Annotated in this window: 26 protein-coding genes; 23 read left to right on the plus strand and 3 right to left on the minus strand. The window is 54.3% G+C overall.

Features of this window, described 5'->3' with window-relative positions; all coding sequences use genetic code 11:
* The 21 genes from ACIOVD_RS14475 to ACIOVD_RS14575 all read left to right on the plus strand — a co-directional run.
* Positions 1–518 (plus strand): S1 RNA-binding domain-containing protein (locus ACIOVD_RS14475; protein WP_401128527.1); only part of this gene is annotated, 518 nt, incomplete at its 5' end.
* 209 nt (positions 519–727) lie between these two features.
* Positions 728–1,009, plus strand: coding sequence for a hypothetical protein (locus ACIOVD_RS14480; protein WP_401128530.1), 282 nt, complete (start codon positions 728–730; stop codon positions 1,007–1,009).
* Between the two features lie 170 nt (positions 1,010–1,179).
* The gene (gene ihfB, locus ACIOVD_RS14485; protein ID WP_007899751.1) at positions 1,180–1,476 is read left to right on the plus strand and encodes an integration host factor subunit beta; all 297 of its coding nucleotides are present in this window, start codon (positions 1,180–1,182) and stop codon (positions 1,474–1,476) included.
* A gap of 27 nt (positions 1,477–1,503) precedes the next feature.
* The gene (locus ACIOVD_RS14490) at positions 1,504–1,746 is read left to right on the plus strand and encodes a lipopolysaccharide assembly protein LapA domain-containing protein (protein ID WP_159997354.1); all 243 of its coding nucleotides are present in this window, start codon (positions 1,504–1,506) and stop codon (positions 1,744–1,746) included.
* Positions 1,747–1,956: 210 nt separating this feature from the next.
* The gene (gene rfbB, locus ACIOVD_RS14495) at positions 1,957–3,033 is read left to right on the plus strand and encodes a dTDP-glucose 4,6-dehydratase (RefSeq protein ID WP_095168030.1); all 1,077 of its coding nucleotides are present in this window, start codon (positions 1,957–1,959) and stop codon (positions 3,031–3,033) included.
* Complete coding sequence (gene rfbD / locus ACIOVD_RS14500) at positions 3,030–3,923, plus strand: dTDP-4-dehydrorhamnose reductase (protein ID WP_401128534.1); 894 nt, start codon at positions 3,030–3,032, stop codon at positions 3,921–3,923. The genes rfbB and rfbD overlap by 4 nt, the downstream gene beginning before the upstream one ends.
* Positions 3,920–4,801 (plus strand): glucose-1-phosphate thymidylyltransferase RfbA, encoded by an 882-nt coding sequence (rfbA, locus tag ACIOVD_RS14505; protein ID WP_095168034.1) that lies wholly within the window; start codon positions 3,920–3,922, stop codon positions 4,799–4,801. Before rfbD ends, rfbA begins: the two co-directional genes overlap by 4 nt.
* 274 nt (positions 4,802–5,075) lie before the next feature.
* Entirely contained in the window at positions 5,076–6,536 is a 1,461-nt protein-coding gene (locus ACIOVD_RS14510) for a mannose-1-phosphate guanylyltransferase/mannose-6-phosphate isomerase (RefSeq protein ID WP_401128538.1), read from the plus strand.
* Between the two features lie 97 nt (positions 6,537–6,633).
* On the plus strand, positions 6,634–7,599 hold the full coding sequence (locus tag ACIOVD_RS14515) for a glycosyltransferase family 2 protein (RefSeq protein WP_401128541.1): 966 nt from the start codon (positions 6,634–6,636) through the stop codon (positions 7,597–7,599).
* A 178-nt stretch (positions 7,600–7,777) separates the two neighbouring features.
* Positions 7,778–8,407 (plus strand): DapH/DapD/GlmU-related protein, encoded by a 630-nt coding sequence (locus ACIOVD_RS14520; RefSeq protein WP_095168037.1) that lies wholly within the window; start codon positions 7,778–7,780, stop codon positions 8,405–8,407.
* On the plus strand, positions 8,391–9,638 hold the full coding sequence (locus tag ACIOVD_RS14525; protein WP_095168038.1) for a glycosyltransferase: 1,248 nt from the start codon (positions 8,391–8,393) through the stop codon (positions 9,636–9,638). The genes ACIOVD_RS14520 and ACIOVD_RS14525 overlap by 17 nt, the downstream gene beginning before the upstream one ends.
* 31 nt (positions 9,639–9,669) lie before the next feature.
* Positions 9,670–10,479 carry an ABC transporter permease gene (locus ACIOVD_RS14530; RefSeq protein ID WP_095168040.1) on the plus strand — a complete coding sequence of 270 codons (810 nt, stop codon included), beginning with the start codon at positions 9,670–9,672 and terminating at the stop codon, positions 10,477–10,479.
* Positions 10,469–11,758, plus strand: coding sequence for an ABC transporter ATP-binding protein (locus ACIOVD_RS14535; RefSeq protein ID WP_095168042.1), 1,290 nt, complete (start codon positions 10,469–10,471; stop codon positions 11,756–11,758). Before ACIOVD_RS14530 ends, ACIOVD_RS14535 begins: the two co-directional genes overlap by 11 nt.
* 16 nt (positions 11,759–11,774) lie before the next feature.
* Positions 11,775–15,362: a polysaccharide pyruvyl transferase family protein gene (locus ACIOVD_RS14540; RefSeq protein WP_401128546.1), complete on the plus strand. Its 3,588-nt coding sequence runs from the start codon at positions 11,775–11,777 to the stop codon at positions 15,360–15,362.
* A gap of 114 nt (positions 15,363–15,476) precedes the next feature.
* Complete coding sequence (gene wecB, locus ACIOVD_RS14545) at positions 15,477–16,589, plus strand: non-hydrolyzing UDP-N-acetylglucosamine 2-epimerase (protein WP_095168047.1); 1,113 nt, start codon at positions 15,477–15,479, stop codon at positions 16,587–16,589.
* Between the two features lie 203 nt (positions 16,590–16,792).
* Positions 16,793–17,704, plus strand: coding sequence for a glycosyltransferase (locus ACIOVD_RS14550; RefSeq protein ID WP_256585453.1), 912 nt, complete (start codon positions 16,793–16,795; stop codon positions 17,702–17,704).
* Between the two features lie 106 nt (positions 17,705–17,810).
* Positions 17,811–18,782, plus strand: coding sequence for an SDR family oxidoreductase (locus tag ACIOVD_RS14555; protein ID WP_095168050.1), 972 nt, complete (start codon positions 17,811–17,813; stop codon positions 18,780–18,782).
* Positions 18,779–19,798 (plus strand): glycosyltransferase family 4 protein, encoded by a 1,020-nt coding sequence (locus ACIOVD_RS14560; RefSeq protein ID WP_095168052.1) that lies wholly within the window; start codon positions 18,779–18,781, stop codon positions 19,796–19,798. The genes ACIOVD_RS14555 and ACIOVD_RS14560 overlap by 4 nt, the downstream gene beginning before the upstream one ends.
* Before the next feature lie 86 nt (positions 19,799–19,884).
* Entirely contained in the window at positions 19,885–21,879 is a 1,995-nt protein-coding gene (locus tag ACIOVD_RS14565; RefSeq protein ID WP_401128551.1) for a polysaccharide biosynthesis protein, read from the plus strand.
* A 113-nt stretch (positions 21,880–21,992) separates the two neighbouring features.
* Positions 21,993–22,328: a helix-hairpin-helix domain-containing protein gene (locus tag ACIOVD_RS14570; RefSeq protein WP_095168055.1), complete on the plus strand. Its 336-nt coding sequence runs from the start codon at positions 21,993–21,995 to the stop codon at positions 22,326–22,328.
* A 217-nt stretch (positions 22,329–22,545) separates the two neighbouring features.
* Entirely contained in the window at positions 22,546–23,340 is a 795-nt protein-coding gene (locus ACIOVD_RS14575) for an SDR family NAD(P)-dependent oxidoreductase (protein WP_401128555.1), read from the plus strand.
* A gap of 7 nt (positions 23,341–23,347) precedes the next feature.
* Here ACIOVD_RS14575 and ACIOVD_RS14580 read toward each other — a convergent pair whose 3' ends face one another.
* Positions 23,348–23,905 (minus strand): TetR/AcrR family transcriptional regulator, encoded by a 558-nt coding sequence (locus ACIOVD_RS14580; protein ID WP_401128558.1) that lies wholly within the window; start codon positions 23,903–23,905, stop codon positions 23,348–23,350.
* A gap of 165 nt (positions 23,906–24,070) precedes the next feature.
* Here ACIOVD_RS14580 and ACIOVD_RS14585 point away from each other — a divergent pair, with 165 nt between their 5' ends.
* Both ACIOVD_RS14585 and ACIOVD_RS14590 read left to right on the plus strand, forming a co-directional pair.
* Positions 24,071–24,724 carry a GntR family transcriptional regulator gene (locus tag ACIOVD_RS14585; RefSeq protein ID WP_095168060.1) on the plus strand — a complete coding sequence of 218 codons (654 nt, stop codon included), beginning with the start codon at positions 24,071–24,073 and terminating at the stop codon, positions 24,722–24,724.
* Between the two features lie 15 nt (positions 24,725–24,739).
* Positions 24,740–25,591 (plus strand): DUF1989 domain-containing protein, encoded by an 852-nt coding sequence (locus ACIOVD_RS14590; protein WP_095168062.1) that lies wholly within the window; start codon positions 24,740–24,742, stop codon positions 25,589–25,591.
* A gap of 50 nt (positions 25,592–25,641) precedes the next feature.
* Here the strand turns inward: ACIOVD_RS14590 and ACIOVD_RS14595 are convergent, their stop codons facing one another.
* A complete protein-coding gene (locus ACIOVD_RS14595; RefSeq protein ID WP_071554261.1) occupies positions 25,642–25,809 on the minus strand; it encodes a DUF2897 family protein in 168 nt (55 codons plus the stop codon).
* Between the two features lie 153 nt (positions 25,810–25,962).
* Positions 25,963–26,508 carry a dTDP-4-dehydrorhamnose 3,5-epimerase gene (gene rfbC, locus ACIOVD_RS14600; RefSeq protein ID WP_401128733.1) on the minus strand — a complete coding sequence of 182 codons (546 nt, stop codon included), beginning with the start codon at positions 26,506–26,508 and terminating at the stop codon, positions 25,963–25,965.
* Positions 26,509–26,639 lie beyond the last annotated feature (131 nt).

The following is a 26,639-nucleotide window of genomic DNA, read 5'->3' on the forward strand; positions in this document are numbered from 1 at the left end:
TTCACCTGTCCGACATATCCTGGATCGTAGTGGGCGAAGAAGCTGTTCGTCGCTTCAAGAAAGGCGACGAGCTGGACACCGTTATCCTGTCGGTTGACCCAGAGCGCGAGCGTATCTCCCTGGGTATCAAGCAACTGGAAAGCGATCCGTTCTCCGAGTACGTTCAAGAGAACGATAAAGGCGCAATCGTTAAAGGCATCGTGAAAGAAGTTGACGCTAAAGGCGCCATCATCACTTTGGCTGACGACATCGAAGCGACTCTGAAAGCCTCCGAAATCAGCCGTGACCGCGTTGAAGACGCGCGTAACGTTCTGAAAGAAGGCGAAGAAGTAGAAGCCAAGATCATCAGCGTTGACCGCAAGAGCCGCGTAATCCAGCTCTCCATCAAGTCGAAAGACGATGCTGAAGAGAAAGAAGCAATCCAGAGCCTGCGCGACAAGCCAGCTACCTCTGACATTGCTGCTGGTCCTACCACTCTGGGCGACCTGTTGCGTGCACAGATGGAAAAACAGAACTAAGTTCTGTCAGACCATAAAAAGGGCGACTTCGGTCGCCCTTTTTTATGCCTGGAATTTGAGTTTGCGACGATTGATGGGTGTGTCGGTTATCGGTGAAACAAACCCCGGGCAGTGCTGTCTGGTTCTTTGTGCGGAGCATTTCACTATTTGGGCTAGGCTTAGCCTGAAGCAAACAGCGGTCGGGTAAATCGTCCAGTCTAAGGAAGCGAATGAACAGGTTCTTCGTCGTGCTTGTTGTGCTGGCTCTGGCAGGCTGTACCACTAACGTGAAGTCCCATGCGGTGCGCGGGGTGAGCGGGATCGAGATCGATTGTTCGGGGCTTGGGTCGGGTTGGGAGAGGTGCTACAAGCGCGCAGACAAGGAATGCAAGGCGCAGGGGTATAAGGTCGTTGCCAGGTCCAGTGATATCAAGGAGGAGGATCAGGACTATCCGTTTGGTTGGAATCCGGCGGGTTACCTTACGCGCACTATGCTGGTCATTTGTAGGTAATCGTGTGGTGAATTTGTATGGTGAGTCTGGGTTTGATGTCTGAAAAAACTCGATTGATCGGTGAGGTCGTGGTCGTGCAGATAAGTCAATGCTTGGGCTGTTCAAATTCCTTCTGGCATGCTAAAACCTTTGAAGCGCTGATCTAGCTGCTTGAAAAAGAAGGGAAAAATATGACGAAGTCGGAGTTGATCGAACGAATTGTCACCCATCAAGGGCTGCTTTCATCCAAGGATGTAGAGCTGGCCATCAAGACTATGCTTGAACAAATGTCCCAATGCCTGGCCACCGGTGATCGCATCGAGATCCGTGGTTTTGGCAGTTTCTCCCTGCACTACCGCGCACCTCGTGTAGGACGCAACCCGAAGACCGGGCAATCGGTTAGCCTGGATGGAAAATTTGTTCCCCATTTCAAACCGGGCAAAGAGCTTCGGGATCGGGTGAATGAAGAAGAGGAGGAGGGGCTTTGACAGACTGCGCAACTCAAGGAATCACTTATGCGTAGCGTGAAGCGTGTACTGCTTGGCGTTTTTGTCCTGTTGCTGGCGCTGGCGATACTGCTGTTTGTGCTGGAAAATCAGCAGTCGGTATCTTTGCTGTTTCTTGGCTGGGCGGGGCCGCAAATCCCACTGTCGGTGGTTGTGGTACTGACGCTTCTGGTGGGGATGGTGATAGGGCCTGTATTGGGGTGGTTCCTGGGTCGGACTTCCAGGGGGGCGCGAAAGCGGGTGCTGTCCTAGCGGAGCACCTTTGGCATGCCCCTGGCTTTGGCTGCAGGGTGCCCATATCCATTAGTGAGTCGTGATTGAGCGGTAAATTGCAGCAATCGTCCGCAAATGATTGGGCCTCACATCGGTCGGACTGAACCTGACAAAAAACGACTGATGCATTCATGGATTAGACGGCCGTCCGGTAGCGACGCTGTCTGCAACTCAAGGGTATGCTTTCGCGTGAAAATTCTAGTAACCGGCGGTGCAGGATTTATCGGTTCGGCGGTCATTCGCCATATCATTTCCAACACGAATGACGCGGTCGTTAATGTCGATAAGCTCACGTATGCGGGCAACCTTGAGTCTTTGGCTGAAGTCAGCCAAAACGCCCGTTATCTATTCGAGCACGTCGATATTTGTGATCGCGAGCAGATCGATCGTGTCCTGCGTGAACAGCAACCAGATGCCATCATGCACCTGGCCGCGGAATCCCACGTCGATCGTTCGATCAGCGGCCCATCCGAATTTATCCAGACCAACATCATTGGCACCTACACGCTGCTTGAAGCCGCGCGTCACTACTGGGCAGCGCTGGACGATGGTCGCAAGGCGAGTTTCCGATTTCACCATATTTCGACTGACGAAGTTTATGGCGACCTCGAAGGCCCGCAAGACCTCTTCACTGAAACCACGCCCTATCAGCCAAGCTCGCCGTACTCGGCCAGCAAGGCCAGCTCTGATCATCTGGTTCGTGCCTGGGCGCGTACCTATGGCCTGCCTACCCTGGTCACCAACTGCTCGAACAACTACGGGCCGTGCCACTTTCCCGAGAAACTGATTCCGCTGATCATTCTCAATGCGCTGGAAGGCAAGGCATTGCCGGTGTATGGCAAAGGTAACCAGGTGCGTGACTGGCTCTATGTCGAGGACCATGCGCGGGCGCTGTATAAAGTCGTGACCGAAGGTGTCATTGGCGAGACGTACAACATCGGCGGCCATAACGAAAAGCAAAACATCGAGGTCGTACACGCCCTGTGCGCACTACTCGATGAGCTGCGTCAGGACTCTCCTCATTGCCCGCACGCCAGCCTGATCACTTACGTTCAGGATCGCCCGGGCCACGATCAGCGCTACGCGATCGATGCCAGCAAAATCCAGCGTGAGCTGGGTTGGACGCCGCAAGAGTCTTTTGAAACCGGCATCCGCAAGACCGTCGAATGGTATCTAACCCACACTGAGTGGGTGGATCACGTGAAGAGCGGAAGCTACCAGCAGTGGATCGACCAGAACTACGCGGATCGGTCGAGCAAGGCATGAAAATCCTCCTGCTGGGGAAAAATGGCCAGGTAGGCTGGGAACTGCAGCGCTCTCTTGCACCCCTTGGCGAGTTGATTGCGCTGGATCGTCATGCCTCCGATGGCTTGAGCGGCGACCTGTCCGACCTCGAGGCCTTGCGCGCGACAATCCGCCGGGTCAAGCCCAACGTCATTGTCAACGCTGCTGCTTATACAGCTGTTGATAAGGCCGAATCCGAAACCGAACTGGCTGACCGTGTGAATGGTCAGGCGAGCCAGGTCATGGCGGTGGAGGCCAAAGCTCTCGATGCCTGGCTTATTCATTACTCGACCGACTATGTCTTCAGCGGGCAGGGCCTGGTTCCATGGACGGAGGTAGATGCAGTCGCCCCCGTCAATCACTACGGCGCCAGTAAATTGCTCGGTGAGCAGGCGATTATTGAGTCCGGATGCAAGTACCTGATCTTTCGCACCAGTTGGGTCTATGGGGCTCGCGGCAATAACTTCGCCAAGACGATGCTGCGACTGGCCAAGGAGCGCGAGACCTTGAGCATCATCGCTGATCAGATTGGGGCTCCTACGGGGGCAGAGCTTATCGCAGACATCACCGCGCAGGCTGTTCAGAAAGTCATGCACAACCCTGCGCTCGCGGGCCTATATCACTTGGCTGCTGGTGGTGAAGTGTCCTGGCACGGCTATGCTAGTCATGTGATCGATTTCGCCCGCAGCCAGGGTGAACAACTGGCAGTGACGGCAGTCAATCCGATCGATACCACGGCCTATCCAACACCTGCACGCCGCCCGCTGAATTCGCGTCTGAATACGCAAAAGCTGCGCGACAGTTTTTCTCTGTGCTTACCGGATTGGCAAACTGGTGTAACCCGAATGCTTAGGGAAGTCCTGAATAAATGACCACGACAAATCGCAAAGGCATCATCCTCGCAGGCGGCTCAGGCACTCGACTTCACCCGTTGACGCTCGGCGTGTCCAAGCAGATGCTGCCGATCTATGACAAGCCGATGATCTTTTACCCGCTATCGGTGTTGATGCTTGCAGGTATACGGGAAATCCTGGTCATCTCCACCCCTGAAGACCTGCCGTGTTTTCGCAAGTTACTCGGTGATGGCAGTCAGTATGGTATCCAGCTCAGTTATGCCGAGCAGGCAAGCCCCGATGGCCTGGCACAGGCCTTTATCATTGGTGAAGAGTTCATCGGCAATGCCCCGTGCTGCCTGATCCTGGGCGACAATATCTTTTATGGCCAGCACTTCTCGGAGAAGCTTCGCTCTGCCAATACCCAGGCCCAGGGAGCGACGGTTTTCGGTTATCACGTCAGTGATCCTGAGCGTTTTGGTGTGGTCGAGTTCGATGCAACCGGTCGTGCGTTGAGCATCGAGGAAAAACCGCTCCAGCCAAAATCCAGCTACGCAGTAACGGGTTTGTACTTCTACGATAATCAGGTGGTCGAGATCGCGAAGAGCATCAAGCCATCCTCGCGTGGCGAGTTGGAAATTACCGACGTCAACCGCGCTTACCTCGAACAGCAGACCCTCAATGTCGAAATGCTCGGTCGCGGCTTTGCCTGGCTGGACACCGGCACCCACGAGTCGCTGCTGGAGGCCAGTCACTTTGTTCATACCATTGAGCAGCGCCAGGGGTTGAAGGTCGCTTGCCTGGAGGAGATTGCTTACAATTTTGGCTGGATCACGCCAGCTGAGCTCGGAGTCCAGGCTGAGCGATTGAAAAAAACCGGGTATGGTCAGTATCTGCAGAGGTTGTTGGATGCATGACTGAATGGCTGAGGTTTAGCGGATTGTGAGTGGTTCGTAAAGTCTTGGTTAGCTGTAGAATGGGCAAATATGCATTTCAGGCCGAGCGAGCGTCGATAGCTCAGGTCGAACATAAATAAATAGCCGGGCGGCCCTAGCACAAGCAAGTGGCTTGATGGTTTCGTAGGCGTTCACAGCGATTTGCATCTGAAAGAGGTGCAAGGTGATCGGAATGTAAACGAGCGCCGTTTTCTGTGGTTAACCTTTCAGTGAGCGAGGATTAAGGAGGTTGAGTATGGAACTGATTCCAGTAATTTTGTCTGGCGGTGTGGGCAGCCGGTTGTGGCCTGTTTCTCGAGAGGCGCACCCCAAGCCGTTCATGGATCTGCCGGGTGGCCAGAATCTGATCCAGAAAACCTTCCTGCGCGCTTCGCGGTTGGAGGGCGTTGTAGAAGTCCTGACGGTGACGAACCGTGAGCTGCTGTTCAAGACTGAAGACGAGTACGGCGCTGTTGATGCCGCCAAGCACTCACAAGGCTTCATTCTTGAGCCTTTCGGGCGTAATACGGCTGCCGCTGTTGCCGCGGCTGCTCTGCAACTGGAAGTCACGCATGGTCCTGATGTCCATATGTTGGTGCTGGCTGCCGACCACCTGATCAAGGATGAAAAGGCCTTTGCCGCCGCGGTATCCGATGCCGTAGCGCTAGCTTCCGAAGGCTGGCTGGTGACTTTTGGGATTCAACCTACCTACCCTGAAACAGGGTTTGGTTATATCGAGGCGCAGAAGAATGCTCCGCTGAACGGCGGCTTGAAAGTTGCGCGTTTCGTCGAAAAACCAGATCTTGAAACCGCTCAAGGTTATGTAAGTGCCGGCAATTACTATTGGAACTCCGGGATGTTCTGCTTCCGGGTCGGCACCGTCCTTGAGGAGCTGCGCAAGCATGCTCCGGACGTAGTTGAAGCGGTGGTCAAGACCATTGAAAAGTCGCGAATCACTTCGTCTGACAAGTACCGCTGCCTGACCCTTGACGCTAATGCGTTTGCCCAGGTTCCCGATATCTCCATTGATTACGCGTTGATGGAGCGCTCTATCAAGGTCGCGACCATTCCCTGTGATATCGGTTGGAGTGATATCGGCTCGTGGAACGCAGTGGCTGAGCTGACCAGCCCTGATGCCGATGGTAACCGTTTCGAAGGTGAGGTGTTATCTCATGGTTCGCGCAACAACTATGTAAACAGTGAGGGTCGACTCACTGCTTTGGTTGGGGTTGAGGACCTGCTGGTAATTGACACGCCAGATGCCGTGATGATTGCGCATAAAGACCATGCGCAGGATGTGAAGCACATTGTTGGCCAGCTCAAGGCCAGTAGCCATACTGCGCACTTACTGCATCGAACGGTGCATCGTCCGTGGGGTACTTATACAACGCTGGAGAGCGGTGAGCGCTTCAAAATCAAGCGTATCGTGGTCAAGCCGAAGGCTTCACTTTCCCTGCAGATGCACCACCACCGTAGTGAGCATTGGATTGTGGTGAGTGGCATGGCTGTGGTTGTCAACGATCAACAGGAGTTGATGCTTAATACCAACGAGTCAACATTTATTCGTGCGGGCCATAAGCATCGCTTGCAGAATCCAGGGGTAATCGACCTGGTAATGATTGAGGTGCAGAGCGGAGATTATCTAGGTGAGGACGATATTGTCCGCTTTGAAGATAATTATGGACGGGTAGATGCAGTGGTCACTGCCAAGTCTTGAGTTCGATATTTAGTTTAATAGCGTTAATTGCGAGTTGGGTTTGAGTAATGTCTAGTCCAGCTCTGCAATCTTAATATAGCTTTTGGTTGTCTATCCAATGCCTGATTTTTTATCTATTGCTGATAGTGGTTACGATAGCCGGGCTGTTGGTCGTGTTGCTATTTTGTTGTCAACTTATAACGGCGGAAAGTACCTGGCGGCCCAATTGGAGTCACTGGTCGCTCAGGAGTATCAAAACTGGGAAATTCATGCTTCAGACGATGGATCCACCGATGACACTTTAGAGATTCTCGAGTCCTACCGTGAGCGATTGGGTACTGATCGCTTGAGTATCCATCGTGGCCCAGGACGGGGTTTCGCGGCAAATTTCATGTCGCTGGTTCGGCGTGAAGAAATACAGGCAAGTTATTTTGCTTTTTGTGACCAGGACGATATCTGGGCCAAAGAAAAAATTTCCACTGCAGTACGTTGTTTGGACGAGGAAGGGCCGGTACCGGCACTCTACTGTTCGCGCACTCGCCTAGTTGATGAGAGCGGTGTCGAGATGGGGTATTCGGCGTTGTTTCCTGGTCGACCCTGCTTTGAGAGTGCTTTGGTTCAAAGTATTGCGGGAGGTAACACCATGGTACTCAACTCGCCAGCCAGACAACTGGTGAGTCGAACACCCGAGGAATTGTCGATCGTTTCGCATGACTGGTGGGCATATTTGCTAGTCAGCGGTAGTGGTGGCAGAGTTCTTTATGATCCGACTCCACAAGTTGATTATAGGCAGCATGCTAATAATCTGATGGGTTCCAATCGGCGTTTAAGTGAGCGTTTATCGCGACTTAAAAAGATGTTTGATGGAACCTTTCGCGCTTGGACTACGGATAATTTAGTGGCCCTTGAGTATTTTCGACAAGATTTGACGGTGGAGCACCTCAAGCGGCTGGATATGTTTCGAAAGGCTCGAAGATCATCGCTACCAATGAGAATCATTTGCTTTAAGCGCTCGGGGATCTACCGCCAATCTGCTGCCGAAAACGTGGTTTTGATTGCGGCCGTTCTAGTAAACCGGTTGTGAAGCCAATGCCGGCGCTGGAGGGAAGCCAATACCACCTGTGCTGATATTGGATTACACTGCGCGCCCATTTCAGGCGGGTAGCTGTCATCCCAGGGTTGGGTGAATCGTGGCTTCAAAGGATCTGATAGAAGAGGTTGAATACACAAGGCGCTGACTGCGCCTCACTTCGGGACAGAATATGGCAGGTAATTTGAAGGTCAGGCTCAAGCAGGCGCTACTGAAATCCAGTATCTACTTTATGCTGGCAGCGGCAAAATATTATATTGCAAATAATATTATCGCGAAGGTGCCGATCGAGTCAGTGCGTAAAGCCTATTATCGGCGGATTATGGGGGTGTCGATTGGGAATGACACCCATCTAAGCATGAGGATTTTTCTGACTGGTTACCATAGTCGCTGCCAGGTCGTCATTGGGGATAATTGTGTAATCAATCGCGATATATATCTGGATGGCAGGGCCGGGGTGCACATTGGTAACAATGTGAATGTGTCGTTCCAGGCGTGTCTCTTGAGCCTGCATCATGATCATAATGACCCGAATTTTTCCGCGATTGGCGCACCAGTTGTTATTCAGGACCATGCCTGGATCGGTGCAAGGGCTATGATTTTACCTGGAGTCGTTGTAGGTGAAGGCGCCGTTGTCGCTGCCGGTGCTGTGGTAACCCGTTCGGTGCCTGACTATGCGGTGGTGGGGGGAGTACCAGCCCGAGTGATTGGTCAGCGCAACCGCGATCTGACCTATGTGACCAACTTCTCCCCTTTCTTCGACACAGATATCTTCGATGAGTCCCATGCTAAATCCAGTTAAGAAAAGCCTGCTTGTTTTCACGCTTTCTCCACCTCTGCCAGCTAATTCTGGCGCGCCTATCTACATCTGCAATACGCTGCTACCGCTCGCCGATAAGTATGATTTGCATTTGTATACCATCGGTGGTCCGGACGAGATTGCGCACATCAAGCGACATCAGAGCCTTTACGATCGTTACTTCCGTAGTGTGCATGTAGAGCCGCGGGCGCTGATGCCTTCACAGAAGGGAACCGTTGGCCGGATTGCTCACAGCCTGGAACACCTGTATCACGGTTTGCCTTTTATGGACGCCAGTTATTACAGCCACAGTGCTGTGAAAAACGCGCGCAGAATCGTCAAGCAATACAACATCCAGGCGATGGAAATTCATTCCAGTCACTTGGCCTTTTTCAAGAAGTTTATCCCGCACGTTCCTGCGTTATTGGTCAGTCACAATATTGAATCCGATATTTTTCCATTTTGGATCCCGCAGCATTTGACGGGCTGGAAAAAAGCTGCAATTGAAGGCGTGGCCAGGGCTAGTCGACGTAATGCCCATCAGGTCGAAGCGCAGAACAAATGGAAGTTTGATGCAATGACGTTCATTTCCATGAGCGACATGGAACGGGTCAGTGCTGAGGTGAGTAAAAGCTATATTCCTCTTTGCCTGCCCGTGAAGGGCGTCAACTATTCAGATAAACCTGATGATTGCGTAAACCTGCTTTGGATGGGCGGTTTCTGGTGGCACCCGAATGCTGAAGGGGTACTTTGGTTTGTCAGAAGTATTCTGCCGTTGATCGTCGATAAGCTAGCGGCTTTGAATATTCGTCTGCACTTTCTCGGCGCCGGCCCTCCGGACGAATTGAAGGCGGTCGACGACGGTCAGAACATATTTGTCCATGGTTTCGTGGACTCTCTGGAAGATATGCTCGCTAGTTCGCACCTGCTATTTGTCCCCCTGTTGTCGGGTGGTGGAGTGCGGGTGAAAATTCTTGAAGCAATGAGTAACGGCATTCCAGTCCTAAGTACCAGTAAAGGCTGCGAAGGGTTGGGGGCTACTGATGGGCTCGATATTGTGGTTCGCGACGACGCTCAGGCGTTCGCTGATGCGATTCTTCAGCTAGCCGCCGACCCGCTGCGACGCGCTCAATTATCAAACGCTTGCAAGCAGCTTCTTAATGAGAAGTACAACTTGCAGAACTGCATTGATGAAAAAGATCGGATTTATCATAAGCTGCTGGCGTCGGTTTGAGCCAGCGCCTGAATTGAGATGAAACCCCCTCATGATTAGAACTCTTGCATTCGGTGCTCGGAGCTTCATCAAGAGCCGCGAGCTTATCTGGCAGCTTGTTCGGCGCGAAATCAGCCTTCGTTACAGCGGTTCATTCCTAGGGATAATCTGGTCGTTCATCAATCCGCTTGCGATGTTGATGGTATACAGTTTTGTCTTCGGTACCGTCTTCAAGGCGCGATGGGGAGGTGTGGCCACTGAGAGCCAGGACTACACCATCCTACTTTTCGTCGGCATGCTGATGCATGGGCTGTTCGCCGAGTGCCTAGGTAAATCAGCGACGTTGATTGTGGCAAACAGCAACTATGTAAAAAAAGTCATTTTCCCTCTGGAAATACTGCCTTGGACAATAATAGGGGCAGCACTCTTCCACTTGTTTACCGGTCTGGTTGTGCTGATGGGATTGCAACTGTTTCTGACGGGTGGCTTGCAGTGGACGTTGATATATCTACCGCTGATTCTGATTCCATTTGTTTTGTTTTTGGTGGGATTGTCCTGGTTTGTATCGGCCTTGGGCGTATTTTTCAGAGACATCGCACAGCTCGTCGGGATGATTACTGCGGTCATGATGTTTCTATCGCCGGTGTTCTACTCAATCGAGTCGATACCTGAGCGGTTTCGTCCTTATATGATGGCTAATCCATTGACCCTAGTAATTGAGCAGTCCAGGCAAGTCCTGATTTACGGTGGTCAGCCCGATCTACAGACTCTGCTTATCCTCAGCTTGGTTGGCATTTTAACCTGCGGCACGGGCTTGTGGTTCTTTAACAAGACACGGAAGGGATTTAGTGATGTCCTCTGAAGATATCCTCATCGACGTGGCCGGGTTGTCGAAGTGCTTTCATATTTACGATAAACCGGCGCACCGTTTCATGCAGTTTGTTGTGCCTAGACTGCAACGTGCTGTCGGGCTTCGGCCCAGTAGTTTTATGCATGAGTTCTGGGCATTGCATGACGTTTCCTTTCAGCTGCGCCGAGGTGAAACAGTTGGAATTATCGGCCGCAACGGCTGCGGTAAATCCACTTTATTGCAAATGATTTGCGGGACGTTGACGCCTACTGGAGGACGAGTAGACATCCACGGGCGAATCGCGGCTTTGCTTGAGCTGGGTGCTGGCTTCAATCCTGAATTTTCCGGGCGCGACAATGTTTTCCTTTCTGGAAGCATTGCCGGTATCTCCCAAGAGGAAATGCGCAAACGCTTCGCTGATATTGCGGCTTTTGCAGATATCGGAGAGTTCATTGAGCAGCCAGTAAAAACATACTCTTCGGGTATGTTCGTGCGCTTGGCATTTGCCACGGCCATCCATACGTCTCCGGATATTCTGGTCGTCGACGAAGCGTTGGCGGTGGGGGACACTGCATTTCAGACCAAGTGTTTGACGCGAATTCGCGAACTGCAGAAGAAAGGTACAACCATCCTGTTGGTCACTCACTCAACCAATACCCTGATTGAATACTGTGATCGGGCGATTTACCTCAAGCGCGGAGTTTTGGTCGAGGATGGTGTGTGTCGTGATGTGGTCAAGCATTACGCCAATGACTTGGTGGAAGAGGAAGGTGGTATTGCGCTTGCCGAGAGAACCCAGGACGAAGCCTTGGCGCTCCAGGACCTTGAGTCCACGGCCTTTGTAGAGACTCCAGGTGGATCAGAGGAAAAAATTGCCATCGTCGGGGTGGATGTACTCGATTCTGCAGGACTGCAGCGCAGTACTTTTTCCTATGGTGATACCTTTTTGGTTCGGGTGAACCTTCGGGTCGGCGTTGCCGTTGAATTACCCTGTTTTGGCATGCAGATAAAAAGCGTCGACGATATTGTGCTCTGGAGTGCGACTACCCAGAGTATGGAGGTTCCATTAGGTCGGCTTGCGGTAGGGCATCATCAACTTACCTGGGTTTGCAAAGCGACTTTTTCGGGCAATCGTTATGTTTTGGCGATTGGAGCGGGAAGTACCGAAACGGGTGAGTATCGCCGACATTCCCGGCTTCCTTATGCCGGGCATATTGATGTCTTGCCTCAGGAACGGAGCGGTTCTGGCTGGTTGGCCCCATGCCCGACCGTTTCGCTGTCATCAGTCTAGTCGTCGAGGATAAGTTATGACTGACAAACCGAAGGTCGTAGTCAGCGGATGGTACGGGGCCAGCAATGTCGGCGATGAGTTGCTCCTGGGAGCCGTCGCAAAATGGGTCGCAGACGCTGGCGGTGAGCTGACGATCATCAGTCTCAACCCCGAGCATACGGCCAAAGTCTACGGAACCGCCGCGGTTGATTTCCACAATCTGGGTGAGATTGCCTCGGCGCTGGCCGACTGCGACTTGTTCGTGATGGGCGGCGGGGGGATCTTCCAGGACCACCATCCGTTTCACATCAGTGCGTTATATGATGCAACCGCTCTCGATATCGCCCAGTACGCACGTCCGTTTTATCTGGCTCGACAGTTTGGGGTAAAGACCCTGATCCTTGCTCATGGCGTAGGACCTCTCGCCAGTCATGATGCTCAGGAAATCGTCAGAGATGTATTCACTCTTGCGGATTTTGTATCAGTTAGAGATGAACCAAGCGCAGCACTTCTGCGCAAGATTGGCGTTACTCGTGAACTTCTGGTGGCAGCGGATCCAGGCTGGTTTGCAGCAGGGCAGGTTGTGCGTACCGGCCAGGAACACGCCATTCGCGCACCCGATGACAAGAAAAAAATTGCGCTGATCATTCGTGAGTGGCACGCAGGGCGGGACTGGGAAGAGAAGCTGGTGTCGGCGCTTAATAGCCATCTACCCGCTGGCTGGGGATGTGTCTGGTTTGCTTTCCAGAACGCTTTGGATGAACGTCGTGCAGGCTCTGACAGACCTTTCCTTGAGCAACTGTCGAGCGGCCTGGATGCGCGTATCGACAGCGAGATTGTCGATCACGTTGCTGTTGCAGATGCGGTAGATGCCATCAATGCGTGTGATGCGGTGTTGTCGATGCGCCTGCATGGCAGCATTTTGTCGCTCGCCCTGGGTAAGCCCTGTGGTTTCCTTGAGTACGATGACAAGATGACTCAGGCGCATAACATGGCGCAGGTCCCAGAGAATCTGAGACTTGACCTGAAGTGTCCTCTGAGCGCCTATGAACTCATTATTGCCAAGCTTGCAAACCTTGAAGCGGGCTGGCGAATTGATCCGCAGGTTTTGCAAGAACTGCAAATTTCGGCATTAACCCATAGGGATATGCTAGTCGGTGCGTTGGAGCAGGTTCGCGGTGATGGCGAGAGGCGTAGCCGATGGTCAAGCCAGAATCTGGGTTGGATGTCTGTCTGGCTACAGGATCTTATCTGGCAGAAGCAGGTTATCCAGCAGGCCAGCACGCGCGCGCATGAGCTGTTGAAGTACCGCGACCTGCAAATCCATGAGAAAGACGGTCAGCTCAGCGAAAAGGAGCTGCACTTTCAGGCGCTACAGCAGCAGAATGCAGAGTTGGCAAGAGAAGTCCTGCTGAGCAAGCAGCAGCAGGCGGAGCTGGAAAGGCTGCATCTAGAGCTGCTGCAACACAATGCTGAGCTCGCAGCGTCGCCGCTGCAAACTCAAGAATTCTATGATCTCGATCATGAACTGCATCAAATTAAACAGCAATTTCTCCTGTTGAAGGCTACCGCCGTTAGCCTGCAACAGGAGTTGGATGCCCGGACGACGCAGCTACAGACAGTCGAAAGCGCAAAGAAAACCACAGGAATGATCATGTCAGGCAGCATGCAGAATATAACTCGCAAACTTCAGCGCGCGGCTTACTTGTTGCAAAACGGTGGCCCTCGCGCATTGCTTTCGGCGCTGAAAAGACGTCGGCAACTGGCGTTGGCGCAACAGATGCCATTGCCGACCATCGAGTTTTCGGAGTCCATGAGCCAAGCGGATCTCGATCGTGCGCTGTTTGAAGCCGCCGCAAAGCTTCGTGAAGAAGAAGTCGTCATTTTCGCCTCGCGAACCTTTGACTCTTTGGGGGGGCATCACCGTGCGGCACAGTTGGCGCGGGCGGCCCTGTCTGCCGGACATCGGGTGGTTTACCTCACCAAGGATCACACGAGTGCGCTGAGTGGCTCGATGCCACAGGGGCCTGCGGGCCTACTGCAACTGTCCTTGAGTGATCTGTCGGTCACCGAGCTGTTTTCGCTGCTTTCCGAGCGTTCGGTACTCGTGAACTTTATGCTGGATCCGGTAGTACTGCCGTACCTTCAGTATGCTCAAAGTCGCGGACTGAAGTCTTATCTGGAGACTTCTGCGAGCCTGGCCGATCCGCGGGTCGTCAGCACACCGTTGTTCAAGGAGTTGGCCAGCAAGGTCAGCGCCTTCTGCGTAAGTTGCACACAGGCAACCAGTTATCTGGCAGCGTTCAACAACACACCTGTGGTGTGTGTCCCTGCAGCCGCTAGCCATACCTACTTTGATATCTACCAGAACTATCAGGTCCCGTCGCAGTACCACGGGGTCAGTGGTACCAAGGCTGTTATCTTTGCGCCAGGGGAAGAGGCCAGTGTTGACTGGCCGTACGTTGAGCGCATCGCTGGCATGAACCCGCTGGTGACGTTCTATCTGTTGGGGGTGTTCAATCGCTCCGAGGGGCTCCCCAATAACGTAGTGACGCTTGCCCAGGAGTGCCTGAGTAATGCTAATGCGTTCATTGCCCATAGCGATTTCCTGCTTTCGCCGTTCTTGAAGGCGACGCCCGCTAATGCGGGCCTGCCTCAAGGTATCTATGCAGGCGCTTTTCTGAATAAGCCGGTGATTAGTTCCCAGGCTATCGATATTCCTCAGTTGAATAACTTCCTGCACCTGCCAAATGCTGAGGTCGTGGGGGACGTCAATAGTCGCTTCCCGGTCGTCCTGAAGAACGATTTGTTTGTGTCGGAAAACTCCTGGCTCGCCCGCCTGGAATCCTTGGTGCCGGCGGCACCGCGTAACGATCTCAGTGTGGTAATTCTTATCCATAACAACGCGGGCATCATTGCGCGTTGCCTTGAAACCCTGAAAAAACACTGTGGCGCCTATGTCAAGGAAGTCATTGTTGTCGATAACGCCAGCTCTGATGGTGGTGCAGAAATCGTTGAACAACAGTTCCCAGACGTCAAGTTGGTAAGAAACCCCGAGAACGGCTGTTCCTCCGGCCGTAACTTGGGCGTCACCCATGCCAGCGGAAAATACATCACCTTTTTCGACAGCGATCAATGGTTCACTGGGTCATCGGGTTTTGCCGAGGCCTTGTCAATTCTTGAAAGCCGCGCCAGTGTCGGGGTCATCGGTTGGAATGCGGGTTGGTTTGATGCAACCCGTACTGACCTGGGTGGAATGATTGCGGATTACTGCCCGAACCGTGCAATGAACCCTGTCGCGATACGCGAGGGTTATCGCTCTGATATCGGATTCCTGGGAACCAGCGGCTTCTTTATGCGTCGTTCGGTATTCGAGGCAATTGAAGGTTTTGATACGTATTACGACCCAACCTGCTTCGAGGATACGGATCTGTGCTTCCAGATCCGGGCGCTGGGAATGGAGGTTTCATTCCGCGATTTGTCCGGAATTCGTCACCAGCCCCATCAGACTACGGGTGCCGATAGCGGCAGTGATAAGTACAAAACCCTGTTCCTGAGAAATTCAACTTATTTCAAGGAGAAGTGGAAGCATCACCCCGAGTTCTTTGTCGACTACTCTGCCTGAGTAGGCAGAATCGGGGATGAAATACTTTTCATGAACTGTGGGGTCATCTTCGCTTAACAACTTTGAAGATGGCCTCTTGCAAGGCTTTAAGATTAATACTATGCGACCGTTTCTATGTTGAGCCACCCTCGGAAAAAAATCCTGTGCGTTATAGGCACACGACCTGAAGCCATAAAGATGGCCCCTCTTATTCTTGGCCTGAAAGAGCAAGAGTGGGCGGAGGTCAGGATTCTGGCTACGGCTCAGCATCGCGATTTGCTTGATCAGATATTGTTGGATTTTTCGATCGCTCCTGATATCGACTTGGATATCATGCAGCCCAACCAGTCATTGATCACATTGACGGGAAAGTTGCTCCTCGAACTTGACAAGGTACTGTTGGCGGAAAAACCTGATGCGGTACTGGCCCAAGGCGATACGACTACCGTATTAGCGGCGTCTTTGGCATGTTTTTATGCGGGTATTCCGTTTGGGCATGTTGAGGCTGGACTCCGGACGGGCGATATCAATAGCCCATTTCCTGAAGAGGCCAATCGGGTGGTGACCGGCGTGTTGGCGCATTGGCACTTTGCACCGACGTCGAGTGCTGCCGAGAATCTATTGGCGGAGCGCACACCTGGCGAAAAGGTGTTCATCACGGGTAATACCGTTATCGATGCGTTGCACTACACGGCGGCAAGAGAAATGCCCCTTTCCGTGCCGTTGGACCGCGCCAAACGGATGATTTTGGTAACCGCGCATCGAAGAGAGAACTTTGGGCAGCCGTTCGTTGATATTTGTACCGCTATCAAAATGATCGCGGTTAATAACCCAGATGTTGAAGTGCTATTTCCTGTTCATCCCAACCCGAGTATTCGCACCGTTGCTTACGAGCTGTTGGGTGATGTTGCTAATCTCCATCTGGTCAATCCATTGGGCTACAAAGAGTTCGTGATGGCGATGAAGCTAGCCAGCTTTATTATCAGCGACTCAGGTGGTGTTCAGGAGGAGGCGCCAGCACTTGGAAAGCCTGTATTGGTAATGCGCGAAAGCTCGGAGCGTCCCGAGGCGATAGCCGCTGGATGTTCTCGGCTGGTGGGTACGGATGTTGGGGTGATTGTTCGTGAAGCCCAAGAGCTCCTCAATAATCCAGATGAGTACAAGAAGATGGCTATCGGGATTTCTCCGTACGGAGATGGCAAAGCATCCGCTCGAATTATCGGGGTTTTGCGGGAGTACTTTTGTTGAATCGCATGGTTTACCTATCCCCGGTGCCATGGGACAGCTTTTCCCAGCGCCCACATAAATTCGTCGAGTGGTTTCACGCCCTCTACGGGGGACAGGTGCTCTGGGTTGATCCTTACCCGACCCGGCTACCCGGCCTGGGAGACTTTGCTGCTCGACCGAGCCCCAGTAACCCTCAGAGCAGGTCGGAGCCCTGGTTGAAATGCTTGACGGTCAAAGCGTTGCCCATCGAACCAATTGCTGGTTTGGACGTCGTCAACCGCTATCTGCGACGTGCGCTAGTACAGGAGATAAATGCCTTTGCGAGTGCCGGGCCCACCAGTCTGGTTATTGGTAAACCATCGGCCTTTGCGTTGCAACTCTTGAGTGGCGGTCGTTTTGCCAAGAGTATTTACGATTCGATGGATGATTTTCCGGCGTTCTACAGTGGACTTTCCAAGCGTTCGATGCAGCGCAAAGAACGCGCGGTAGTCAGCGCGGTAGACCATGTACTGGTGTCGTCCACCCTGCTTATGCACAGAGCACAGCAGATGCGCCCGGGAGCTGATGTTCGCCTATGCGAGAATGCATGCGCGGTTGAAGTGCTGCCACCTATCGAGCATCAGGCGCTGCATTCGGGTCCCAGGATTCTGGGGTACGTGGGAACCATCGGGAAATGGTTTGATTGGGAGATGATCGAGCGTTTGGCGGGATGCACTGACGTCACCGTCCGTTTGATCGGCCCCGTCTACACGCCAGCGCCGTTCAAGTTGCCCGCCAATGTCGAAGTTCTGCCGCAGTGTTCACATGCGCAGGCCATTGCGGCTATGCAGGCGTTCGACGTCGGTTTGATTCCGTTCAAGATCACAGAGTTGACCGAGTCGGTTGATCCCATCAAATATTACGAGTATTGCGCACTCGGTTTACCGGTCATTACCTCTGATTTTGGCGAAATGCGCGTGCATGCCCAGCAGCCCGGCGTATTTACCGTGCACTCGGCTGACACCCCGTCTAGCTTGATCGGGACGGTTGAGGCGGCTCTCGCGTTCAGATTTACCTTGGACCAGATAGGGCAGTTTCGGCAGGTAAACTCCTGGAATGCTCGTTTTTCGTCTGCGAAAATCTTCGATCCCGCCTAGTCTGATTTTTGGCGATGCCCGCCATGGGTCAGCGCTTGCGAAGTGTAAAGCGCAGTTTTATCAGCCTGCATCGTGTGCAGTCTTGTTTTTTTCCAGGGTCATTGAAATGAACGCTGAGACGATTCTTGTTACAGGAGGGAGCGGTTTTCTTGGGGCCGCCTTGGTAAAACACTTGGCTGCAATGGACGGCTGTGCGCTCGTTCTACCTATCAGAAATACCCAAGCGGGGTTTCCCCCCTCTGCGCGGGTTCTACAAATCCAGGACCTGGACGCGGATACCGATTGGAAGCAGGCCCTTTGCGGTGTCGACAAAGTGGTACATGCAGCAGCCCGAGTACATGTCATGAAAGAGGCCAGCGCTGATCCGTTGACCGAGTTTCGCAAAGTCAATGTCGACGGCACGCTGAACCTCGCCAGGCAAGCCGCTGCTGCGGGCGTCAAGCGTTTCATCTTCATCAGCTCGATCAAGGTCAACGGTGAGCGCACTGAGCCCGGCACCGCGTATTGCGCAGATGATGTGCCTGCTCCAATCGATCCTTATGGGATAAGCAAGATGGAAGCGGAGCAGGGGTTGCGGGAGTTGGCGTCCAGTACATCCATGGAGGTTGTCATCATTCGCCCCGTGTTGATTTATGGTCCGGGCGTAAAGGCTAACTTTCTTAGCATGATGAAATGGCTTTCCAAGGGCGTGCCGCTGCCACTGGGTGCAATCCACAATCGTCGCAGTCTGGTAGCGCTGGATAACCTGATTGATCTGATCATTGTGTGCCTCAATCACCCACTTGCCGCAAACCAGACGTTTCTGGTCAGTGATGGTCAGGATGTATCCACCACCGATTTGCTACGCAAGACTAGTCACGCCTTGTGTCGGCCCGCCCGTCTCATTCCTTTCCCTGTCTGGATAATGAGGAGCCTGGCGCTGTCGTTAGGCAAGCAAGCACTTGTCCAACGCCTTTTCGATTCTCTGCAAGTGGATATCAGTAAAAACCAGCAACTCCTGGGCTGGTCACCGCCCATGACCTTGGAGCAGTCTCTGCGCAAGACTGCGCGGCATTTTTCAGAGTCTAGAAGCTCGTGAGTTACGCTTGGTTTGTTCTCGTGGCCGTAAGTGTGGCCTTTTTACTGACGGGCGCAATGCGTCGCTACGCTGTCGCCCGTAGCCTGATGGACGTCCCGAACGCACGTAGTTCACACGTACTGCCAACCCCACGCGGCGGCGGCGTGGCTATCGTGTTGACCTTTCTCCTGGCGCTGGGTGCATTGTTGTTTTTCGGGCTGGTTTCTCCAGCTGTTTTTGCCGCGTGTGCCGGGGCGGGGGCGCTTATCGCGATCATTGGGTTCATGGATGATCATGGGCACATAGCCGCGAGATGGCGTTTGCTCGGGCATTTCATTGCCGCTGCCTGGGCCATATTCTGGTTGGGGGGCTTGCCTGCCATTAGCGTGTTGGGAGTTGAGCTTGACCTGGGTTGGGCAGGCTCTGCGCTGGCCGTGATTTACTTGGTCTGGATGCTCAATCTCTACAACTTCATGGATGGAATTGATGGTATCGCTGGCGTAGAAGCCGTTTGTGCCTGCTTTGGAGCCTGCCTTCTATACGGGATGTCAGGGCAAAGCGGCTCGATCTGGGCTCCCTTGTTGCTGGGCGCTTGCGTCGCTGGTTTTCTCTGCTGGAATTTCCCCCCCGCCAAGATATTCATGGGCGATGCCGGTAGTGGTTTTCTTGGCATAATGCTCGGGGTGATGTCCCTTCAGGCTGGCTGGATTTCAGCGCAACTGCTTTGGGGATGGCTCATCCTGATGGGGGTGTTTATCGTTGATGCGACGTTTACCCTGCTACGTCGACTGATACGCGGGGACAGGATTTATGAAGCCCATCGCAGCCACGCCTATCAGTTTGCCTCGCGTCGATTTGGCAAGCACCTTCCAGTGACGCTCGCAGTCGGACTGATCAATCTGTGTTGGCTGCTGCCGATAGCCCTTTGCGTTACTCTTTATAGCCTGGACGGTGCGATTGGCGTGCTGCTGGCCTATAGTCCATTGCTAGTGTTGGCATGGTGGTTTCGCGCAGGCGAACTGGAACGTCCACCTTAAGGACTCATCGATCCTCCTGAGTTTATGTCTAAGGCTTCAGGAATTGGGGCAAAACGAGGGAGATAGTTGCAGTGTTTGAGGGGCTTATGGATAAAGTTAGAACGTTTTTACTTGGACTACCCAGACGTAAAAAAAGACTCATTCAGGTCATTACTGACATGTTGCTGGTCTGGGGGGCGCTATGGATGGCATTTATAGTGCGTCTTGGTATCGATGATGTGCTCAATCCGATCAAGGTCCACTTCTGGCTTTTTGTCTGCGCTCCAATTGTTGCCATTCCGCTCTTCATCCGTTTCGGCATGTACCGCGCGGTCATGCGCTATTTTGGCAATGACGCTCTCATCGCTATCATCAAGGCCGTCAGTCTGTCTTCGTTGATCCTGGCGGTTGTTGTCTATTGGTACAGCAATCATCAGGCTGTGGTGCCGCGTTCCATCATTTTCAACTACTGGTGGTTGAGCCTGGTGATCATTGGCGGTCTTCGCCTCTGCATGCGCCACTACTTCATGGGCGATTGGTTCACGGCGGCTCAACACGTGCCGTTCACCAATCGCGATGATGGTTTGACCAAAGTGGCTATCTATGGCGCGGGTGTCGCGGGGAATCAGCTCGTCGCAGCGCTTCGCATGGGGCGCGTGATGCGTCCGGTGGCCTTCATTGACGACGACCCGAGTATTGCCGACCGGTCTATTTCCGGACTACTGGTCTACAATCCCAAGCGCATTCAGCAAATGATCGACGTAACGGGGGCGCAGGAAATTCTGTTGGCGCTGCCGTCTTCGACCCGTGCGCGGCGTAGGGAAATTCTCAATGTCCTTGAGGGATTTCCATTACATATCCGCAGTGTGCCGAATTTCACTGACCTGGCCAGTGGCCGGGTCAAAGTCGAAGATATTCAGGAAGTAGATATCGCCGACTTGCTTGGCCGGGATTCGGTGCCGGCACAATCCGATTTGCTGGAACGTTGTATCAAGGGCAAGACGGTGATGGTGACCGGTGCAGGAGGTTCCATTGGCGCCGAACTGTGCCGACAGATTTTTTCCCTCGCGCCCACCACGCTGCTGTTGTTCGAACACAGTGAGTTCAATCTCTACAGCATTTTGTCCGAGCTCGAGCAGCGAGCAAGTTGTGAGTCCTTGTCCGTTCGTTTGCTGCCGATCCTGGGATCGATCCGCCAGCAGGAAAAGTTGTTGGATGTGATGAAGACCTGGCGGGTGGATACTGTTTACCACGCAGCCGCATACAAACACGTGCCAATGGTCGAGCACAATATTGCCGAAGGCGTGCTCAACAACGTGATCGGCACGCTGAATACCGCTCAGGCGGCCTTGCAAGCGGGGGTTGCCAGTTTTGTGCTGATCTCCACTGACAAGGCTGTTCGCCCGACCAATGTGATGGGCAGTACCAAGCGCTTGGCCGAACTGACACTGCAGGCCCTGAGTCGTGAAATCGCTCCGGTGCTGTTTGGCGACAAAGGCAATGTATCGCGGGTCAATAAAACCCGGTTCACGATGGTTCGTTTCGGCAACGTGCTGGGGTCATCCGGTTCTGTGATCCCGCTGTTCCACAGCCAGATCAAGTCGGGTGGTCCGCTGACAGTGACGCACCCCAAGATCACGCGTTACTTCATGACCATTCCCGAGGCGGCGCAACTGGTCATCCAGGCGGGGTCCATGGGGCAAGGCGGGGATGTGTTTGTACTCGATATGGGTGAACCGGTGAAGATCGTCGAACTGGCAGAGAAGATGATCCATCTGTCTGGTTTGAGCATTCGTTCGGAGAGGAACCCGCAGGGTGACATTGCCATTGAGTTCACGGGCCTGCGTCCGGGTGAAAAGCTTTACGAAGAGTTGCTGATAGGCGACAACGTGGCAGCCACTCAGCACCCGATGATCATGAGTGCAAACGAGGATCACCTGCCTTGGGATGTTCTGAAGGTGCGCTTGGCTAAACTGTTGCGGGCCGTCGAGCAGGACGATTACGCCCGAGTTCGGCAACTGCTACGCGAAACCGTCAGCGGCTATACCCCGGACGGGGAAATCGTCGATTGGATCTACCAGCAACGCCGCCTTGAGCCCTGATGCTACATACTCTGCAACGCACACATTTTTGACAGAAGCCCACCATGACCTAGGTTTGGGAAGCAGCTTTGGAAAAGCTGCTTCTCTCTCAACGAAGTCATGGAGCGTCACTTATGCGTACAGGCTACTTCCACTCTCTGGTTTTCGCCCTGTTGACCAGTGTCTCAGTTGCAGCAATCGCTGCTCCCTCCACTAAAGCCGAAACGGTTCCAGCGCCTGCAACGATGCCAGTGGCGTCTTCTGAGATGGCGGCCAAGGTCGATCTGAACAAAGCCGATGTGGCTACTTTACAGCGCGACCTCTCCGGAATCGGCGAGGCCAAAGCCAAAGCTATTGTTGCGTACCGTGACAGCAATGGTTCGTTCACCTCGGTGGATGAATTGTTGGAGGTCAAGGGCATCGGCAAGACGCTCCTGGACAAGAACCGCGACCGGCTGGAAGTGAACTGATACCCGAGTGGCCGTGATGAGGCCGGTCATTGACCGGCCTTTTTTGTCTGCGTAATTGAATACTGGCAGGTAAAGGATTGAGTTTACCCTTGGTCGGAAACAAAAAATTACGATGGTAATATTGTGATTGGATTATGACTATAATTGATCTGCCGCCGCTCTCAGTAGTCGTGAGTCTGGCGACCAATTTCCTGCGGGATCTTCCAGGAGTACAGCCATGAGTTCTGTTCAGTCCAAAGGCAAGGCGCTCGTCACGGGGGCGTCTTCCGGTATTGGTGCGATCTATGCCGAGCGTTTGGCGGCGAGGGGTTTCGACTTATTGCTGGTGGCTCGTGATGAAGCACGCTTGCAAAGCGCGGCAACCCGATTACGGGCTGAGCATGGCATTGAAGTTGAAGTGCTTAAGGCCGATCTGACACTCAAGGCAGACCTGGTCGCTGTCGAGCAGCGCCTGCGCTCCGATCCCAGCATCAGCCTGCTCCTGAACAACGCCGGGGTGGCGGCGGAGGGACCTTTGGCGGGTGCCGACCTGGATCAACTGGAGCGCATGATTCAACTCAATGTAGTGGCCGTGACGCGTTTAGCCTCGGCGGCCGCCGCGAGCTTCTCGGCGGCGGGTCGCGGGGCGATTATCAACCTGGCATCGGTGGTCGCGCTGATCCCCGAGCGCTTCAACGCTACCTACAGTGCAAGCAAGGCCTACGTGCTGAGCCTGAGCCAATCGCTCAACGCCGAGCTCAGTGGTAGCGGGGTGCAGGTCCAGGCCGTGTTGCCCGGGGTGACGCGTACCGAAATCTGGGAACGCTCCGGAATCGACGGTAGTGCCATTCCGGCAGAGATGGTCATGGAAGCAGGGGAGATGGTTGACGCTGCCTTGTCGGGTTTCGACCAAGGGGAATTGATCTGCATTCCTTCGCTACCTGATGCCGCAGACTGGGATGGGTTTGTTACCGCGCGTCACGCATTGGCGCCGAATCTGTCGAGAAACGTCGCCGCCGCACGTTACAAGTAGGGCAGGTTTACTCCGCCAGCTTATTGAGATGCTCGCGCGTGACATCGAGAATTCGCTGGGCCAACTCCGGGCTTTCGACGCTGCGCGACAGCAGGAGTGCCCCGACCAGGGTCGACATGACGATCAGGCTCTGGTCTGCCGCATCCTCACTGCCCAGGGCCTGCTCAACCTGCTGCAGGCGTGCATTGAGCACAACATCGCTGGTGGGACTGGCCTGTCCGCGCAATCCTAGTTCGGACGACATGGTGGGCAGCGGACAACCCTCATGGGGAGAGGTCTTGTGCCACTCGGACAAGTAGGTGTCGATAAAGGCCTGGAGGGGTCGCTCTTGCGCAAACAGCGCTGCACAACGCTCACTGACTTCTTCCCCCGCCGCTTGCAGGGCCTTTTCAACCAGTTCGTCCTTGGATTTGAAGTGCGAATAGAAACCGCCATGGGTTAGCCCCAGCGCTTTCATTAAGGGTTGCAGGCCAGTGGCAGCGATTCCGTCGCGGCGAAAGCGTGCGGCTGCTTCCTTGATGATGCGCTGATGAGTCTGGGCTTTATGGTCCTGCGAGTAGCGCATCGTTAATCTCCACGGCAATGCGCCATATTAACCAAGCTAAATGGAATGGTGACTGTACTTCTATTTCGAAAAAGCATGCAGATGCGTCCACATTCAGTTCATAGCTGGCACGAATAGTGATTACTCATTCCCAGAAGATTGTTCAACAATCCGCAGGTGATGAGTATGAGTGATGGACTGTCCCTGGCTGACCACATCACATTGGAGCTGCGCGCCGATATCATTGGCGGGCGCTTGCTGCCGGGCAAGGCGTTGATCGAGGCGGACCTGGTGCTGGCTTACAACGCCTCGCGCAACACTATTCGCGAAGCCCTGCACCGCCTGGGGCAGGAAGGCCTGACGCGCTACGTACGGCACAAAGGGGTGATGGTCCGCCAGCCCGGCGCCGATCAGGTGCGCGACCTGTTCCAGGTGCGACGTACCCTTGAGTTGCAGGGGATCGCCGCCAGCCGTCCGCTGCGCGAGCAGCAATCGAACTCCATGCACGAGGCCATCGAGGCCGCGCAGTTGGCCCGTGATCGGGAGGACTGGCGAGCCGTCGGTACCCACAGCCTGCATTTTCACCAACTGATTGTCGGGTTGCTGGGCAGCCCGTTGCTCGACGAGTTCTTCACCAACGTCGTCGCGCAATTGCGCCTGGTGTTCAGCGCGGCGCCTGATGAATCCAGGTTCCAGGCACCGTGGCTGACGCGTGATCGACTGATTTACCAGCACCTGATCGAGAACGACCGTCCGGCCGCCATCGAAGCCCTGAACTCTTACCTGGACGACTCCGAGCAGCAACTGCTCGAGGTATTCAACCCTGGCTCGCGCCACTGATCGAGGAATCACGCCATGTACAAAGACTATCCCGCGGCCTACCAGGTCAGTAAGGGTTCGGCATTGCAGGTCGATACCGCGTTTTATCAGCGAATTCGCGACACCCCGGATGGCCGCACGCTAATCGAGCAGTTCGAGGTGCCCATTCGTACCGGTCGCGCCTGGCATGTGCCCGCTGGTCATGTGTTTCGGGTGACCACGCCGGTGGGGCCACAAGTGGGGGATTTTAACGTGTGGAATGCCAACGATCCGCGCGAGCGCTTATGGGCGGCCCGGACCCGGCAGTTGCAGGGGGCCCATGTCAGCACCCACGACCGGCTCTGGTCAAACCTGCCATTTCTCAGGCCACTGGTGACCATCACCGACGATAGCCTGGCCGACTACGGGATTGACGAACACGGCGGCCGCCTGCACGACTTGCTGGGCACGCGCTGCGATCCCTACGTGAACAAGATGCTCACCGGCGAAGACTTTCACCATCACTGTCATTCCAACCTGACCCGTGCAGTGTTGCCCCATGGCTTGACCGAGTTCGACGTGCATGACGTGCTGAACATCTTCCAGTGCACAGGCCTGAACCACGATGACCTGTATTTCATGAAAGCCTGTCCGGCTCGCAAAGGCGACTACCTGGAATTTTTTGCCGAGATCGATCTGTTGTGCGCGTTGTCGACGTGCCCGGGCGGGGATTTGTCGCTGGCGATGTGGGGGCCGGATGCCCAGGACCCGTTGAGTGTTTGCCGGCCACTGGGGGTGGAAATCTACCGGCTGGACGATGACTTGCTGCAAGGCTGGAGTCAGCCTGAACGGGCGGCGTACAAAGGCTTGCACGGGCTGCAGATCGCCAAGGCCGACTGGCAGGAGTAGGGCGGGGCTGGCCGGGATGCACAATGGCAACATCCCGGCCGGCGCCAGGGTCAACGATCCTGAGCGTCCTTGGCGTCCATTTCCGCGTTACGTTCAGCCACGCGTTTACGTTGCTCATCGGTCAACTCGACCTTGTTCGCGGTGTCGCGCAACATCATCAGACCACCGACGATCGATCCGATCGCAACCACCAGAATCAACCAGGCATACCAGGGCATAGGGCTCTCCTTAAGGGCAGGCATCGAGGCGAACGGTTTCGCGACAATGTCGTACATATCCACTTTGAGTCACAACGATTCTCCGTGGTTCCATTCTAGGCCTGTTGCGCCAGGATCACCTGACCAACATCGGTTCAGCGCAGCGAGCGGGTTTCAATCGAATACCTGGGCGTCCTTGAACCAAGCACCTGCCTGATCCTTGGCGGAGAGTTGCGGGGCATCTGCCAGTTGCCAGTCGATCACCAGGTCCGGGTCGTCCCAACGAATACTGCGCTCGGCCGCAGGGGTGTAGTAGTCGGTGGTCTTGTAGAGAAACTCGGCGAACTCACTCAGCACCACAAAACCGTGGGCGAAACCTTCCGGCACCCACAGTTGGCGATGGTTCTCGGCGGACAAGCGTACCGCGACCCATTTGCCGAAGTGTGGCGAGCTGCGGCGAATATCCACGGCAACGTCCAGTACCTCACCCGCCGTTACACGCACCAGCTTGCCCTGGGTGTTTTCCAGTTGGTAATGCAGGCCGCGCAACACGCCTTTTTGCGAGCGTGAGTGGTTGTCTTGAACGAACTGGGTGTCCAGGCCTGTCGCCTGGGCAAAAGCCTTCGCGTTGAAACTCTCGTAAAAGAACCCACGTTCGTCACCGAAGACCTTCGGTTCGATAATCAGAACACCCGGCAGATCGGTGTTGAGTACATTCATCATGTTCTCCAGCAATAAACGGCGATGGTCGACATTCTTGCCCGAAGTCGCGGTCATGTGCGAGGGCAAATGCGCAAGGTCCCTCGCTTGACTTGCGATAAAGCCGGCAGCCCTCCCGCCAATCGAGGCCA

This window comes from Pseudomonas sp. NPDC087626 (assembly GCF_044743405.1).
Taxonomy (GTDB): Bacteria; Pseudomonadota; Gammaproteobacteria; order Pseudomonadales; family Pseudomonadaceae; genus Aquipseudomonas.